We start from the raw sequence: 15,062 nt of genomic DNA, 5'->3' as shown, positions 1-15,062 counted from the left end.
CCAATTCCGAACCCGGCTTTGACGGACGCATACGCTCTACGGCCCGCTGCGGTCGCGCAATTCCGCGAGGCCTGTTCACCTACCGTCTTGCGCTGCCGGGACCGTGAAGTCAAACGCCGATTGTCATTACGGTTACCTTGCGCCGGACGTGTTACTTTCCTGCAATGGTATGCCGCCTTTAGCGGCATTTTCTGGACTCTCTGCGACGGATATTACGTGTTCTTCTGCAACAGCAGCTGAACCAGCTTCTGATCGACATTACCGGTCGGCTGCAGACCATTGGCTTTCTGGAAGGAGGCAATGGCCGTGCGGGTCTTGCCGCCCATCACGCCGTCAGCTGTGCCGACATCATAGCCGTTCTTCTGAAGGATGAGCTGGATGTTGCGAACTGCCTTCTTCATGTCGACCGAGCCGGTGGTGGTTGGCTTGGCTTCCGTCCATGCATCCGGCACGTCAATGGAATTGGTGGCTTCGTTCAGCGTCTTTGGCTTCCACGACTGGACGGTGGCCTTGGCCTGTTCCAGCTGTTCGGGCTTCAGTGCTTCGGCAATCTGGTCGCGCTTCTGGGCTGCGTCCTTGTCGCCAGCATTGGCGGCAAGCGCGAACCACTTGTAGCTCTCTTCCAGATTAACCGGAATGCCAAGACCCTTGGCTGCTAGAATGCCGAGATTGAACTGGCTGTCCTTCACGCCGAGATCGGCAGCTTCAGTAAACCAGCGTGCAGCCGACGTATTGTCCGGCGCGCCATTTGCGCCGGTTGCAAACAGAACGGCAAGATTGTGCATCGCGCTTGCATTGCCCTGCTGCGCCGAGAGCTGATACCAGGTCTTGGCCTTGTCCAGATCGCGGGGCATGCCAAGGCCTTTTTCATTGAAATTGCCAAGACGATATTGTGCCGGGGCAAAACCCTGACCGGCGGAAATATCATACCATTGCGCGGCTTTGTTGAAGTCGGCGGTAACACCGCGACCTTCCATGTAGCGATTGCCGATTTCGAACAGGGCGCGTGCATCGCCCTTGGCGGCTGCTTCGCGCAAAGCTGCCGGACCTGCTTCTTCCGGAATGGCCGGGATAGCGACCTGAGCCGGTGCCGAAGGCGAAGCAGCCTGTTCAGGGGCAGAGACTTCGACCGGCGTGGTCGGTGCGCTGGCTATTACCGTTTCAATGCTGGGCGGCTGGTCCGATGCAGCAGGCGCTTCGGCCTTTTCCTGACGCGGCTCGGTAACTTGTGGTGTCTCGGTCTGGACCGGTGCTTCAGCCTGTACCGGAGCCTGCGGTGCTGCTGGCGTTTCGACGGCAGGCGTCTCCGGCTGAGGAGCCAGATCGACAGTCGCGTCGGTCGGCTCATCGCGGGTGAGGAAAGCACTGCCGACTTGCAGACCTGCCATGGCGATCATGACAGCGCCAATTGCCATCAGGATCGGCTTGCGCTGACGCTGCATAATGTCGCCGACGGACTTTTTCTTCTTGCCTGCGCCCTTTGCGGAACCCTTCTGGAGATGTTCGGATTCAGCGGCGGCAAGCTGTGCGGCGCGGCGAGCGGCGGTGATGAAATCAACCTTGCCATTGGCTGCAAGAGCGGCGTCGGCCGCATCTTCGCGCTGGCGGCGTTCTTCACGCACGCGCTTCATGATGGAGTTGAGGTCGGGCATGTGATCGCCGCCGAACCGGGCATCCGGTTCGTTTTCGACGATTGGCTCAACCGCGGCCATTTCGCTTTCGAAAGCCGGGGCGTCAGTTTTGTCGAAGCTCTCGGCCTTGAGGTCGTTGTCGGTATTGACGTCGTTCTTCTCGGCGCGGCGCCCGCGCATGGCCTTGGCAAGGCCACCGAACAGCGACGACTTGGCCGAAGCTTCGCCGGTCGGCGCGGTCACGACAGCAGTTTCGCCCTGAATGGTTGCGAAGGCGGCCTCAGCAGCCGCCGCCGCTGGCGAGCGTGGAGTGTTGAGGCGCGGAGCGCTTGCTTCCGGCGCGGTAAAACGGGGTGCTGGTTCTTCGGCCAAAGCCATTGCCGGGCGTGCATCGTCTTCACGCTTATCCACGCCGCGATTGGCGAAGCTATCAGCATTTACGCTCTGGCTGCCCATGTCCTGTTCGAGCCGGGACAGGCGATCCACGATTTTGACCAGCGTGTCGTGCACGGCTTCAAAGGTCTTGCTGTTGCGCTCGTCCGTGTTGCGGGCCAGCATTTCCAGCGACTTCATATCGTCGGCCAGCTGACGGGCAATAGCGGTGTCGCCCTGATTGCCGTGCTGGAGAACCCGCGCTACAGCGCTTTCTGCAGCTTCGCGAGCCGCATCCAGAACCGTTTCGCGGTTCGTCGTAATAGAGCGCTCGATGGAGTCGAGGCGCGGCTTGATCTGGGCGAGTTCGGCAACCGGCTGGGCGAGGTGGTGGGCGATATTGGCAATCTGGTCTTCCAGATTGCGGATCGCTTCACTGTCAGCCAGATTCGGCATTTCATATTGCGGCGCTTGCAGTAATCCGAGCGAAATCTGCTGCGAAATATCGTCAAGACGACCTTCGAGCGTATGGATGGCGTCGCTGTCGATGGAGCGGCTGCCATATTGAGAGTCCAGACGTTCCGTCAGTTCTGCGAAGCGACGGTCAATGGTGTCGAGAACAGCAGGGTCCGGCTCGTGGCTGCGGCGATCGGCATTTTCCAGCTTCTGGCCAATGGCTTCGAGGCGTGCTTCAACGCTGCGATAATCGGACTGGCTCAGATTTTCCGTAACCTTGGCAACCTGATTGGCCAGAAGGCTGATCTGATGCGCGAGCTGCTCGGCAATCCGGTCTGGCAGCGCCTGTCCGCCAGAGAGCACGTCTATGCGCTGCGAAAGCTCGCTGAGCTTCTGGAACAAAACATCGGAGTTCTGGCGGGAAGCGGAACCGTCGATCTGGTCTGCAAGCTCGGCGAGACGTTTCTCGATGCGTTCCAGACGGCGCGCATCTTCCTGATCAGGGCGCTGTGCGCGGCTGGTTGCAATGATTGCACGGCTGATCTCATCCAGTCGGGTGTCGATCTGGTTCAGCATATCCTGTTCGAAAGGCGCAGCGTTCTGCGGGTTCAGCGCATCTTCGATGGAATGCGTCAGCCGACCGATCCGCTCTTCAATAGCGCTGAAAGCGTGGGACTGCGGCAGAGTACCGATGGCTTCGCGCATTTGCTCCAGACGCGAGCCGATGGCGTTCAAAGCCGGATTGACGGCATCGTGACGCTTTTCGAAAGCCTGCATCTGTTCGTCGAAGCGGTCCCAGCGGTTGTCGAGACGGCGCAGGGTTTCTTCGCGGGCAAGTGTATGAACAGTGCGGTTCAGTTCATCGAACTGACGGCGCAGAGCCTGCGCATTGGCCTCGCTGCTGCGCTCGGCCAGCAGGTGGACGCTTTCGCTGAGACGATCGAAATCGTCGCTCATGCGCTGCGAAAACCCTTCTTCGCTGGCGGCGCGCTGCATACGCGACATTTCGCGGCTGGCATCGCTGATTTCGGTGCTCGATGCAAAACGCGGCTGCGCCTGTTCCTGCTGCTGGCTGTCACGGCGACGGCGCAGATTATCGGCGATCTCTGCGAGACCGGCTGCGGTCTCGTCCGTATAACGCGCGGCGGCAGGCTGATGAGCGGCAAAGGAAGGGGCGTTGGGATGCGGCGCTACGGGTGCGTCCTGTTCCAGCTCCATCAGGCGGCGCTCAAGACCGGCAAGGGTGCGGTCGAGCTCCTGCATGGCTGCGGACGCGGGACGGCGCTCGCGATGCGCGTTCAAATCATCAATTCTGGAACGCGAACCGGAAGCTAGCTCTGGATTTGCCATGAGAAATTCACTTTTCCAAATGATAAGGGTCGCCGGACGCAAATTCAGGAACGCAGAACCGCAGAAACTTGCTGCACCTACATTTGTACAAACGTAGTAAACAAGTCGTTAATATGCGGGTTTTCAGCTTGTTTTTGAACGCAATTTGTCCGGTCTGATGGCCTGAGCAGGTGTGGTAGGCACCAAATTGCCCGGGTTCGGAAGTGACCGGGTCTGTCATGACAGTATGGACAACCAGAATCGACGGGCTGGCCCGGTCATTTTGTGACCGAAGCTTTGTCCTGAGTCGGTTCTCAACGAGGTTCCATCGCGCTCCGGTGCGGTGGACGGGCGTTTCCGGGGGCGGAAACAGGGATGAATATGAGTGAAACGGCCATTGAGCCTGTAACGATAGCGGAGCTCCTGACCGGGAGCAGCTTGAAGGTCAGAGAAGAAAACCAGCAACGCAGCCAATTGTTCAGAATTGGCGATCTTGCGCACGAATTCGGGCTTTCGTTGCGCGCGTTACGTTTCTACGAGGATAAGGGACTGTTGAGCCCAAGGCGGGCCGGGGTCACGCGTCTGTATGACCGTGAGGACCACACACGCCTGCGTCTCATTTTGTTCGGTCGTCAGATCGGCTTTACGCTCGCAGAGACGAAACAGCTTATCGATCTCTGGAAAGAAGGCGCAAGCGATCTGAGCCAGCTCGACGACTTGCGTGCGACGCTTTCTGGAAAGCTCGGCGAACTTGAGAAAAAGAAACTCGAAATCGACCGTTCGATAGAAGAGCTGAAAGCGCTTTTGAGACGGCTGTTGGCGTCATCAACGTAAGTAATAAATGACAAGCCGCCCTTTCGCGGGGGCGAAAAGGCGGCCTTTGTCTTTTATGCGACGTCTTCGACCTGGTCGAGATAATCGCCATAGCCTGCGGCTTCCATCTCAGCTTTTGGAACGAAGCGCAGCGAGGCGGAATTGATGCAATAGCGCAGACCGCCACGGTCCACCGGGCCGTCCGGGAAGACATGACCGAGATGGCTGTCGCCATGGGCTGAACGCACTTCGGTGCGAACCATGCCGTGCGACACATCATTCAATTCGCTGACATTCGCGGGTTCAATCGGCTTGGTGAAGCTTGGCCAGCCGCAATGGGATTCGTATTTGTCGCTGGAAGCAAATAACGGCTCGCCGGAAACGATATCGACGTAAATGCCGGCTTCCTTATTATAGAGATATTCGCCCGTTCCCGGGCGTTCCGTTCCGCTTTCCTGCGTAACGCGATACTGTTCCGGTGACAGCTTGGCGATGGCCTCCGGATTCTTGCTGTAGCTCATGGGTATACTCCCTGTCATTCGGCTTGAATCTAGGCCGTCCGGCACAACTATTCCAGAGGGCGGCACAGGAATTTGATCTGTTTCAGTTGTCCTGCGGGACCAGCGCGGTTTCAGCCGTGCGCGTGACTTCCTGCAGCACGAAAAGCGCATTTTCCAGCGACTGACGGTCGATCTTTTCGAGCAGCTCGGCGCGAATATGATGGGTCACATCCTGAAGTTCGCGAACCTGCTCCTGCCCTTCAGCGGTCAGCTCGATGCGCTTGGCGCGACGGTCGCCTTCGACGGGAACACGGCGGATAAGCTCTTGCTTTTCAAGCCCATCCAGCAGACGGACAACGGATGGATGTTCAATTTCCAATGCATCGGCCAATTCGCGCTGGTTCCAGTCGCGATCCTGCGCAAGCAACAGCATCACTCGCGCGCGTGACAGCGTTAGTCCAAGCGCGCGGACGCGGGAATCAAAAAGGTTGCGCATTTTTCGGGCCGCAGTGGATAGGCCCATGGTGAACGCAGCGTGCAGTTCCTGTTTTGGGTCGTACATTACTTAGCAATCTAAAATATGGGTGTGCTATACATATAGCGATCGCTCGCGTGATCGCAAGGGCGCGGCTGGTTCATTGCAGGTTTCGGTAAATCTGAAATGACAACGTTTGTACAATTTTGCTTTACGTACCTCAAAACGAAAGTTAAGCTCCCAATTGTGAGGCTTTGGGAGGAGTTCACGTGCGATCTGATTATCAGGATCAATGGCTGGGAGGCTTTGGCTGCAAGCGTGGCGTATCGAACGGTGTGCGCTTATGATTTCGGCTGCAAAAACCGATAAAGCGGCGCTTCTGGAAGCCCGGTCCTTGTCGAAATCTTTCGGCCCTGTGCAGGTGCTGAAGAATATCAATTTGCAGATTTACGGCGGTGAAGTTTACGCGATCATCGGCGAAAATGGCGCCGGAAAATCGACGCTGATGAAGCTTCTTGCGGGCAATGAACGCCCGACGGCGGGTGAAATCCACATTGATGGCAAACCAATTGCGTTTGCCAATCCTGTTGAGGCGGAAGCACAGGGCATCGTTCTTGTGCATCAGGAAATATTGCTCGCGCCCGATCTGACAGTTGCGCAGAACATTTATCTCGGCCGCGAGCTGACGAACGGCATTACCGTCAACGACCGCGCTATGCGTGAGGGTGCGCGCAAGGCAATCCGGGATCTCGGTGCGGATATCGATCCTGATGCGGTGGTCGGCAGCCTGTCGATAGCACAGCGTCAGCTGGTGCAGATTGCGCGTGTTCTGCTGGTGCCGCACCGCGTGGTGATCTTCGACGAGCCGACAGCATCGCTGACGCCGGTTGAAACGGAAGCCTTGTTGAAGGTTATTCACGATATACGCGCCAAGGGCGTTGCCATCCTCTACATTTCGCATCGTTTGCCGGAAGTGAAGGAAATTTCCGACCGGGTAACGGTGTTGCGTGACGGTACGCTTGTTGCTGCGCATCTGGCGTCGGAGCTTCAACCCGCCGATATGGCGCGGCTGATGGTCGGGCGCGATGTGGCGAAGCTTTATCCCGACCGCGCAACGCAGCATGGCGGTGAGGCCGTTCTGGAAGTCAGCGGCTTTTCCGTGCCCGGCCATGTGAAGGAAGCGAGCTTCCGCCTTAACAGAGGCGAGATACTCGGTTTTGCAGGGCTGGTCGGTGCAGGGCGTACTGAGTTGATGGAAGGTGTCGTGGGGCTGCGTCCCGGTAAGGGCGATGTGCGCCACAACGGTAGCCCCGCGCATTTCCGCGATGCCCATGACAGTCTGACGGCAGGCATCGCTTATCTGAGCGAAGACCGTAAGGGTAAGGGTCTGTTGCTGACCAAGGATCTCGGCATCAACCTGACGTTGGCCTCGCTGAAAAAGTTTGTTAGCCGCTTCCAGATCGACCGCAACAAGGAGCGGGTGGCGCTGGACGATGCGATCCGCGAGTTCGACATTCGCACCGGGAGCAAGGATATTCTGGCCGGGCAATTGTCTGGCGGTAACCAGCAGAAGCTGCTTCTGGCCAAGATGATGATGCTCGACCCCTCCATCGTTATCATTGACGAGCCGACCCGCGGCATCGATGTCGGGACCAAGGAACAGATTTATCAGTTCATCGCCAATCTGGCGGATGAGGGCCGTTCGATCATTGTTGTGTCATCGGAAATGCCGGAACTGATCGGTATCTGCGACCGTATCGTCGTGATGCGTGAAGGACGTATCGCCGGGGAGGTCACAGGCGAGCGGATGACAGAACACAATATCGTCGTTCTGGCGACCGGTGTTGATGCGGCAGAAGCGGCCTGAACGGCAATAAACAGAAAAAGACATGAGTGGGAATTCAATGACACAGGTTGCGACTGACAAAAGCCGGGCACCGAAAACGTCCAAGGACTGGGACCTGAGAGCCATTGCGCCGTTCATCGCGCTCGCTCTTCTGCTCGTTCTGGGAACAGTCGCCAATCCCAATTTCATTAGCATCGACAATCTGCTGAATGTCGCCACGCGCAGCGCTTTCATTGCCATCATCGCGCTTGGCGCGACCTATGTGATCTCGTCCGGCGGGCTTGATCTTTCCGTCGGCGCGATGGTCGCCTTTGTGGCCAGCATCATGATCCTGTTCATGAATAGCGGCGTCATTGCCGATCCGGTGCTGATGCTGATCGCCGCCGTCATGCTAGCGGTCGTTGTCGGCGCGGCTTGCGGCCTTCTGAACGGGCTCATCACGACGGTTGGCGGGATTGAACCCTTTATCGCGACGCTTGGCACGATGGGCATCTATCGTGGTCTCACGACGTGGTTGTCGCAAGGCGGCGCAATTACGCTCCGAAACCCGGAGATACAGTCGCTCTATCGCCCGGCCTATTTCGGCACGGTTCTGGGCGTTCCAGTGCCGGTGATCGCCATTTTCGTCACGGCGGCGATTGCTGCCTTCGTCCTCTATCGCACGCGTTATGGACGTCATGTGATTGCGGTCGGCTCCAGCGAGGATGTTGCCCGTTATTCCGGCATTTCGGTCAAGCGCGTGCGCACGATAGCTTATGTTGTTCAGGGCCTTTGCGTGGCGGTTGCCGTGCTGCTTTACGTGCCACGTCTGGGATCTACATCGGCCACGACCGGTATCCTTTGGGAATTGCAGGCCATCACGGCTGTTGTGGTTGGCGGAACGGCGTTGCGCGGCGGTGTTGCCCGGGTATGGGGGACGATCTGCGGCGCGTTCATTCTGGAGATCGTTGGCAACATCATGCTGTTGTCGAACTTCGTCAGCGAATATCTGATCGGGGCTATTCAAGGCGCGATCATCATCATCGCCATGCTGGTGCAGCGGTCACTGTCACGACGATGACATGCAGGAATTGGCGGGATTGCAGGGGCGATTCCGGCAAAAGGGGTATGTCTCCCGAAACCGGATACGGTGCTGGGAACAAGGCATGCGTCCATTGAAAGAGACAAGCCCCGCTTTTTGGGAGGAAAACATGCGAAGGAAATTTTTGGGCGTTGCTTTCGCCGCTTTGGCTGCAAGCGCCATGGCATTTACCAGTGTCGCAAGTGCACAAGATAAGAAAGTCACCATCGGCGTTTCGATTCCGGCTGCCGACCATGGCTGGACAGCGGGTGTCGTCTATCACGCCGAGCGCGTTGCCAAGCTTTTGATGCAGGAGCATCCGGGCCTGAACGTTATCGTCAAGACCTCGCCGGATGCGGCCAATCAGGCCAATGCGCTGCAGGATCTGGCGGTACAGGGCCTTGATGCGCTGGTTGTGCTGCCGTCTGATCCGGATCCTCTGGTCAACGCGATCAAGGAAATCAAGGACAAGGGCACATTCGTTGCGCTGGTCGACCGTGCACCAAGCAGCAATGACAACTCGATCCGCGATCTTTATGTCGCCGGTAACAATCCGGCGCTTGGTCAGGTCGCAGGCGAATATATCAAGAAGACCACGCCGGATGCGCAGGTCGTCGTTATTCGCGGCATGCCGATCCCGATTGATCAGCAGCGTCAGGACGGTTTCGACAAGGGCATTGAAGGCTCCAACGTCAAGATTCTCGACCGCCAGTATGGCAACTGGAACCGCGACGACGCTTTTCGCGTGATGCAGGACTTCCTGACCAAGTATCCGAAGATCGATGTGGTCTGGTGTCAGGATGACGACATGGCTGTCGGCGTACTCGAAGCCATCAAGCAGGCCAACCGCAGCGACATTCAGTACATCGTTGCCGGTGCCGGTTCCAAGGACATGATCAAGAAGGTCATGGACGGCGACAAGCTTGTGCCGGTTGACGTGCTCTATCCGCCAGCAATGGTGGGCACCGCCATGCAGCTCACGGCTGGTCATTTCTATGACCTGACCCCGGTCAGCGGCACTTACATCCTCGATGCTACGCTCGTCACGAAAGACAATGCCGAGCAATTCTACTTCCCGGATTCGCCGTTCTGATCCGTTGCGTGCGCCCGTCTTTTTGACGGGCGCATTTTCATTTTATTCTGGAGGAGTTTCGATGAAGACGATCAAGGGGCCGGGGATTTTCCTCGGACAGTTCGCGGGCAATGCAGCGCCGTTTAACACATGGGACGGCATCACCAAATGGGCCGCCGAAAAAGGTTATCTCGGCGTACAGGTGCCCACCTGGGCCAGCCAGCTGATCGATCTTAAGAAGGCTTCCGAATCGAAGGACTATTGCGACGAATTCGCTGGTGTGGCGAAGGAAAACGGCGTGGTTGTCACCGAGCTTTCCACCCATCTGCAGGGTCAGCTTGTTGCTGTTCATCCGGCCTATGATGAAGCCTTTGACGGCTTTGCCGTGCCGGAAGTGCGCGGCAATCCCAAGGCTCGACAGGCCTGGGCCGTCGAGCAAGTCAAGATGGCGATCAAGGCATCGCGCAATCTCGGTATTGGCGCACATGCGACCTTTTCCGGCGCACTCGCATGGCCGTTTGTTTATCCTTGGCCGCAGCGGCCAGCCGGTTTGGTCGAAACGGCGTTTGATGAACTCGCGCGCTGCTGGACACCGATCCTCGACCATGCCGAAGAGCATGGCGTCGACATCTGCTATGAAATTCACCCGGGCGAAGACCTGCATGACGGCGTGACATTCGAGATGTTTCTGGAGCGTGTGAAGAACCATCCGCGCGCCAACATGCTCTACGATCCGTCGCATTATGTGCTGCAATGTCTCGATTATCTCGACAATATTGACATCTACAAAGACCGGATCAGGATGTTCCACGTCAAGGATGCGGAATTCAATCCGACCGGGCGGCAGGGCGTCTATGGCGGTTATCAGGGCTGGGTCAATCGCGCCGGCCGTTTCCGTTCGCTGGGCGATGGGCAGGTTGATTTCGGCGCTGTCTTCTCCAAAATGGCCGCGAACGATTTCGACGGCTGGGCCGTTGTTGAATGGGAATGCGCATTGAAGCACCCGGAAGACGGCGCGCGTGAAGGCGCGGAATTCGTGAAGGCGCATATCATACGCGTCACCGACAAGGCATTTGATGATTTTGCATCGGGCGGCACCGATGACGCTGCCAATCGCCGTATGCTGGGTCTTTGAGACGAAATGAGGAATCCATGACGATTGAAGCCAAAACCAAGGAAACAGCAACGCCGCGCATTCGTCTCGGCATGGTTGGCGGCGGAGCAGGGGCCTTCATTGGCGGCGTGCACCGTATGGCGTCGCGGCTCGACAACCGTTTCGAGCTGGTTGCGGGCGCGCTGTCCTCCTCGCCGGAAAAGGCGCAAGCTTCCGGACGTGAATTAGGGCTCGCTGCAGACCGTATTTATTCGGATTTCCGGGAGATGGCGATCCGCGAAGCGCGGTTGAAAAATGGCGTTGAAGCCGTTTCCATCGTGACACCAAACCATGTTCATTACGAAGCCGCGAAAGAGTTTCTGAAGCGCGGCATTCATGTCATTTGCGACAAGCCCCTGACTTCCACGTTGGCCGATGCCAAAAAGCTGAAAAAGGCTGCGGATGAGAGTGGCGCGCTGTTTGTGCTGACCCACAACTATACGGGTTATCCGATGGTGCGGCAGGCCCGCGCCATGGTGGCCAGCGGTGAACTGGGCGATCTGCGCGTCGTGCAGGTGGAATATGCGCAGGACTGGCTGACGGAAGCCGTCGAAGCCACCGGCGCGAAGGGCGCTGTCTGGCGCACCGATCCGGCCCAATCCGGCCTTGGTGGCGCCACAGGCGACATTGGCACCCATGCCTTCAATCTGGCCTCCTTCGTGACGGGATTGACACTCGATAGTCTGGCCGCCGATCTCGACAGTTTTGTCGCGGGGCGTCGTCTTGATGACAATGCGCATGTGATGCTGCGTTTTGCGGGCGGCGCGAAAGGTATGCTCTGGTGCAGTCAGGTTGCGCCCGGCAACGAAAATGCGCTTCGCCTTCGTGTTTATGGTACCAAGGGCGGCATTGAATGGGCGCAGGAAGATCCGAACCGGCTGTGGTTTACGCCATTCGGCGGAGAGAAGCGGCTCATTACGCGCGGCGGAGCCGGTGCCGGGCCGGAGGCGGCACGGGTAACGCGTGTGCCTGCCGGTCATCCGGAAGGCTATCTCGAAGCTTTTGCAACGATCTATACCGAGGCGGCCAATGCTATTGAGGCGCATCGCGAAGGCAAAAAGCCGGACAGCGCAGTGATTTATCCAACGGTTGACGACGGGTTGCTGGGCGTGAGCTTTATCGACGCCTGCGTGCGATCGTCAAAGAAAAACGGCGCCTGGGTCAATCTCTGATCTGACGCGAATAATTAAGTTGAGCGGCCACGTTGTGGCCGCTCCGCCGTTAAAAAACCATTTTAATTGCATGTTTCTAAGTAAACGCTTGCGAAGGCGTGTTGGTCATATTGATCTGCCCGCTTTGCGGCAGGTCTCGCACAGAGCCGCTTGAGACATACGCCATGCAAAAATTCCGTCCCACAATCGCCAGCGGCCCATTGTGCCTTCTGACGGTGCTCTACGTTTTCATCTTCACCAATGCTTCATTCTGGCACGCAATTGGTGCTTATTACGCCGATGCGCCATGGAAACTGGCTGGCATAGCGGTCGCACTTCTGCTGCTGCATACCGCGCTGCTTCTGATCTTTTCGGCGAAATATGTCATCAAGCCGATCCTGATCCTGTTTGTCCTGATCGCTGCCGGCGGCTCCTATTTCACCGATACATTCGGGACGATCATTGACAAATATGTGGTCGAGGCCGCGCTGACGACCACGCAAGCCGAGTCCGGCGCGCTGCTGACGCCGAGCTTCGTTTGGCACATGTTGCTGTTCGGCGTTGTGCCGTCCTTGCTGATTATCTGGGTGCGGATCAGACATCGGCCCTTGCTGGGCAAGGTGGCGGTGAATACCGGTATAATTTTCGCCTGCCTCGCGGCGTCGATTGCCATATTGGGCGCGAACTATGCAGCCTATTCGTCGATGTTTCGCGAGCATGATGCCGACATCATGCAGAAGCTGATGCCGGGAACGCCGATCACCAGCACGGTTCAATATGTGGCGCATACGATCAAGAACCGGGACATACCGATGGAGCCGCTTGGACTGGACGCCAAGCAAGAGGTTACGCAGCTTCCAGCCGGCAAAAAGCTGCTGACGGTTGTGGTCGTCGGCGAAACTGCGCGCGCTCAGAATTTCAGCCTCAACGGTTATTCGCGGGAAACCAATCCGGAGTTGAAGCAGCGCGATGTCGTTGCGTTCACCGACACGACGAGCTGTGGGACGGAAACATCGGTTTCGGTGCCCTGCATGTTCTCGCCTTTTACGCGCGAGGAGTTTTCCAATACGAAGTTCCGTGGGTCGGAAAATCTGATGGACGTGCTGCAACATGCGGGCGTGCAGGTGTCATGGTATGAAAACAATACCGGCAGCAAAGGCGTTGCCGAACGTATCAAGCTGATAGATCTGCAAAATGCCAAAGACACCCGCTATTGCGATGGCGGCGAATGTATCGACCAGATTCTGGTCGATAGTCTGGGCAAGGAATTGAACGACCTTACCGGCAACGCCACCATTGTCCTGCATATGACGGGCAGCCATGGACCGGCCTATTACCGCCGCTACCCGGAAGAATTTGCGAAGTTCAAACCCGATTGCCGCTCAAACGACTTTGCCAAGTGCTCGCATGAAGCGATCGTCAATGCCTATGACAATTCGATCCTGTATACGGATCACATCCTGTCCGAAGTCATCGATCTGCTGAAAGCGCATGAAGACAAGTTCGCTTCGTCGATGATCTACATGTCCGACCATGGTGAGTCTCTTGGAGAAGATGGCCTCTATCTCCATGCCGCGCCCTACTTCATTGCGCCATCGCAGCAGACCCATGTGCCATTCATCACGTGGTTTGCGCCGGAATATGCGTCGGATACGGGGGTCGACCTCGATTGCTTGAAGAAGACGATTGCTGAACCATCGTCGCATGACAATCTGTTTCATACCGTGCTTGGTATGATGCAAATAAAGACAACGGTTTACGATCAGAAGCTCGACCGCTTTGCTGCCTGTCGCACGCCGCATAGCGTGGCGTTGAACTAGATCCAATACCCCGCCGGAGGGCGGGGTATTGTTTGGTTCTATCGGGTCAGACGTACCGATTGACCACGTTCTCCAGATATTCCTGACGACCGGATTTCGGACGCGGATTGATATCCTGCCCTTCAACGGCGGCTGTTATCTGTTCCAGAGACATGTCGCTCAACAGCTTCTTGCCGAAGTCGCCGTTCCAACCGGCGTAGCGTTCTTCCAGCGGCGTTGAGAGCGCGCCGTCCTCAAGCATGTGCGCAGCTGCCTTCAGTCCGCGCGCGCAACAATCCATGCCGCCAATATGTCCGATCAGCAAGTCTTGCGGGTCCAGCGACTGACGGCGTAGCTTGGCGTCGAAATTGGTGCCGCCCGTTTTGAAACCACCACCCAGCAGCACCTGATAATAGGCGAGCGCCATTTCCGGCACATTGTTGGGAAACTGGTCGGTGTCCCAGCCGGATTGGTAATCATTGCGGTTCATGTCGATGGAGCCGAGAATACCGAGCGTGCGCGCCAGCGCCAGCTCATGCTCGAACGAGTGTCCGGCAAGAATGGCATGGCCCTGTTCGATGTTCAGCTTCACTTCGTTTTCGAGACCATAGCGTTTCAGAAAACCGTAAACAGTCGCGACATCGTAATCATACTGATGCTTGGTTGGTTCCTGCGGCTTCGGCTCGATCAGGATCGTACCCTTGAAACCGATCTTGTGCTTGTACTCGACAACCAGATTGAGGAAACGTCCCATATGGTCGAGTTCGCGCGACAGATCGGTATTGAGCAGGGTTTCGTACCCTTCACGACCGCCCCAGAGCACATAGTTCTGGCCGCCAAGTCTCATTGTGGCGTCGATGCACGTCTTGACCGTAGCTGCAGCAAAGGCAAAAGCTTCCGGGTCGGGATTGGTCGCCGCGCCGGCCATATAGCGGCGATGCGAAAAGAGATTGGCAGTTCCCCAGAGCAGATTTATTCCGGTCTCGGCCTGCTTTTTCTCAAAAATATCAACTATTTCATTGAGATTTCTGGTGTTCTCCGCGAAGTTCTTGCCTTCAGGGCGCACATCGGCATCGTGAAAGCAGTAGAATGGTGCGCCAAGCAGGGAAAAGAACTCGAAGGCGACATCAGCCTTGAGTTTTGCCGCTTCCATATCGTTCGAATACCAGGGCCGTTCAAAGGTGCGCCCGCCAAACGGATCGCCACCTTCCCAGGCGAATGTGTGCCAATAGGCAACCGCGAAACGCAGGTGATCTTCCATGCGTTTTCCAAGCACAATTTCGTCAGGATTATAGTGACGAAATGCCAGCGGATTGTCGCTGTCTGGACCTTCAAAACGCACTTTCTCAATGTCACCGAAAAATCCGGTTCCCATAGTCATCCTCCCATTTTGTCTCGATATAGA

The 15,062-nt window shown here is 57.1% G+C and carries 11 protein-coding genes; 7 read left to right on the top strand and 4 right to left on the bottom strand.

All coding sequences use genetic code 11. The features are described 5' to 3' along the window. Positions 1–212 precede the first annotated feature (212 nt). Positions 213–3,455 (bottom strand): peptidoglycan-binding protein, encoded by a 3,243-nt coding sequence (locus FHW03_RS10840; protein WP_377514692.1) that lies wholly within the window; start codon positions 3,453–3,455, stop codon positions 213–215. A gap of 714 nt (positions 3,456–4,169) precedes the next feature. Here FHW03_RS10840 and FHW03_RS10835 point away from each other — a divergent pair. Continuing rightward, the gene (locus FHW03_RS10835) at positions 4,170–4,622 is read left to right on the top strand and encodes a MerR family transcriptional regulator (RefSeq protein WP_182520841.1); all 453 of its coding nucleotides are present in this window, start codon (positions 4,170–4,172) and stop codon (positions 4,620–4,622) included. A gap of 53 nt (positions 4,623–4,675) precedes the next feature. Here the strand turns inward: FHW03_RS10835 and msrB are convergent, their stop codons facing one another. Both msrB and FHW03_RS10825 read right to left on the bottom strand, forming a co-directional pair. Continuing rightward, positions 4,676–5,122: a peptide-methionine (R)-S-oxide reductase MsrB gene (msrB, locus tag FHW03_RS10830; protein ID WP_182520634.1), complete on the bottom strand. Its 447-nt coding sequence runs from the start codon at positions 5,120–5,122 to the stop codon at positions 4,676–4,678. Positions 5,123–5,204: 82 nt separating this feature from the next. Next, positions 5,205–5,663: a MarR family transcriptional regulator gene (locus FHW03_RS10825; RefSeq protein WP_182520633.1), complete on the bottom strand. Its 459-nt coding sequence runs from the start codon at positions 5,661–5,663 to the stop codon at positions 5,205–5,207. A gap of 256 nt (positions 5,664–5,919) precedes the next feature. On the opposite strand from FHW03_RS10825, the gene FHW03_RS10820 reads away from it, so the two are divergent. The 6 genes from FHW03_RS10820 (at position 5,920) to FHW03_RS10795 (ending at position 13,678) form a co-directional block, all read left to right on the top strand. Next, positions 5,920–7,443: a sugar ABC transporter ATP-binding protein gene (locus tag FHW03_RS10820; RefSeq protein WP_182520632.1), complete on the top strand. Its 1,524-nt coding sequence runs from the start codon at positions 5,920–5,922 to the stop codon at positions 7,441–7,443. 37 nt (positions 7,444–7,480) lie between these two features. Beyond that, on the top strand, positions 7,481–8,482 hold the full coding sequence (locus tag FHW03_RS10815; protein WP_078340317.1) for an ABC transporter permease: 1,002 nt from the start codon (positions 7,481–7,483) through the stop codon (positions 8,480–8,482). A 130-nt stretch (positions 8,483–8,612) separates the two neighbouring features. Next, entirely contained in the window at positions 8,613–9,575 is a 963-nt protein-coding gene (locus tag FHW03_RS10810; RefSeq protein WP_182520631.1) for a substrate-binding domain-containing protein, read from the top strand. A 61-nt stretch (positions 9,576–9,636) separates the two neighbouring features. After that, positions 9,637–10,689, top strand: a complete 1,053-nt coding sequence (locus FHW03_RS10805) for a sugar phosphate isomerase/epimerase (protein ID WP_182520630.1) — start codon at positions 9,637–9,639, stop codon at positions 10,687–10,689. Between the two features lie 17 nt (positions 10,690–10,706). Further along, complete coding sequence (locus FHW03_RS10800) at positions 10,707–11,879, top strand: Gfo/Idh/MocA family protein (protein ID WP_182520629.1); 1,173 nt, start codon at positions 10,707–10,709, stop codon at positions 11,877–11,879. 164 nt (positions 11,880–12,043) lie between these two features. Further along, positions 12,044–13,678: a phosphoethanolamine--lipid A transferase gene (locus FHW03_RS10795; protein ID WP_182520628.1), complete on the top strand. Its 1,635-nt coding sequence runs from the start codon at positions 12,044–12,046 to the stop codon at positions 13,676–13,678. A 46-nt stretch (positions 13,679–13,724) separates the two neighbouring features. Here FHW03_RS10795 and xylA read toward each other — a convergent pair whose 3' ends face one another. Next, the gene (gene xylA, locus FHW03_RS10790; protein ID WP_182520627.1) at positions 13,725–15,032 is read right to left on the bottom strand and encodes a xylose isomerase; all 1,308 of its coding nucleotides are present in this window, start codon (positions 15,030–15,032) and stop codon (positions 13,725–13,727) included. Positions 15,033–15,062: the final 30 nt, after the last annotated feature.

The sequence above is a fragment of the Ochrobactrum sp. RH2CCR150 genome, from assembly GCA_014138095.1.
GTDB classification, from domain to species: Bacteria; Pseudomonadota; Alphaproteobacteria; order Rhizobiales; family Rhizobiaceae; genus Brucella; species Brucella gambitense.
This window is presented reverse-complemented; position numbering and strand designations above follow the sequence as displayed.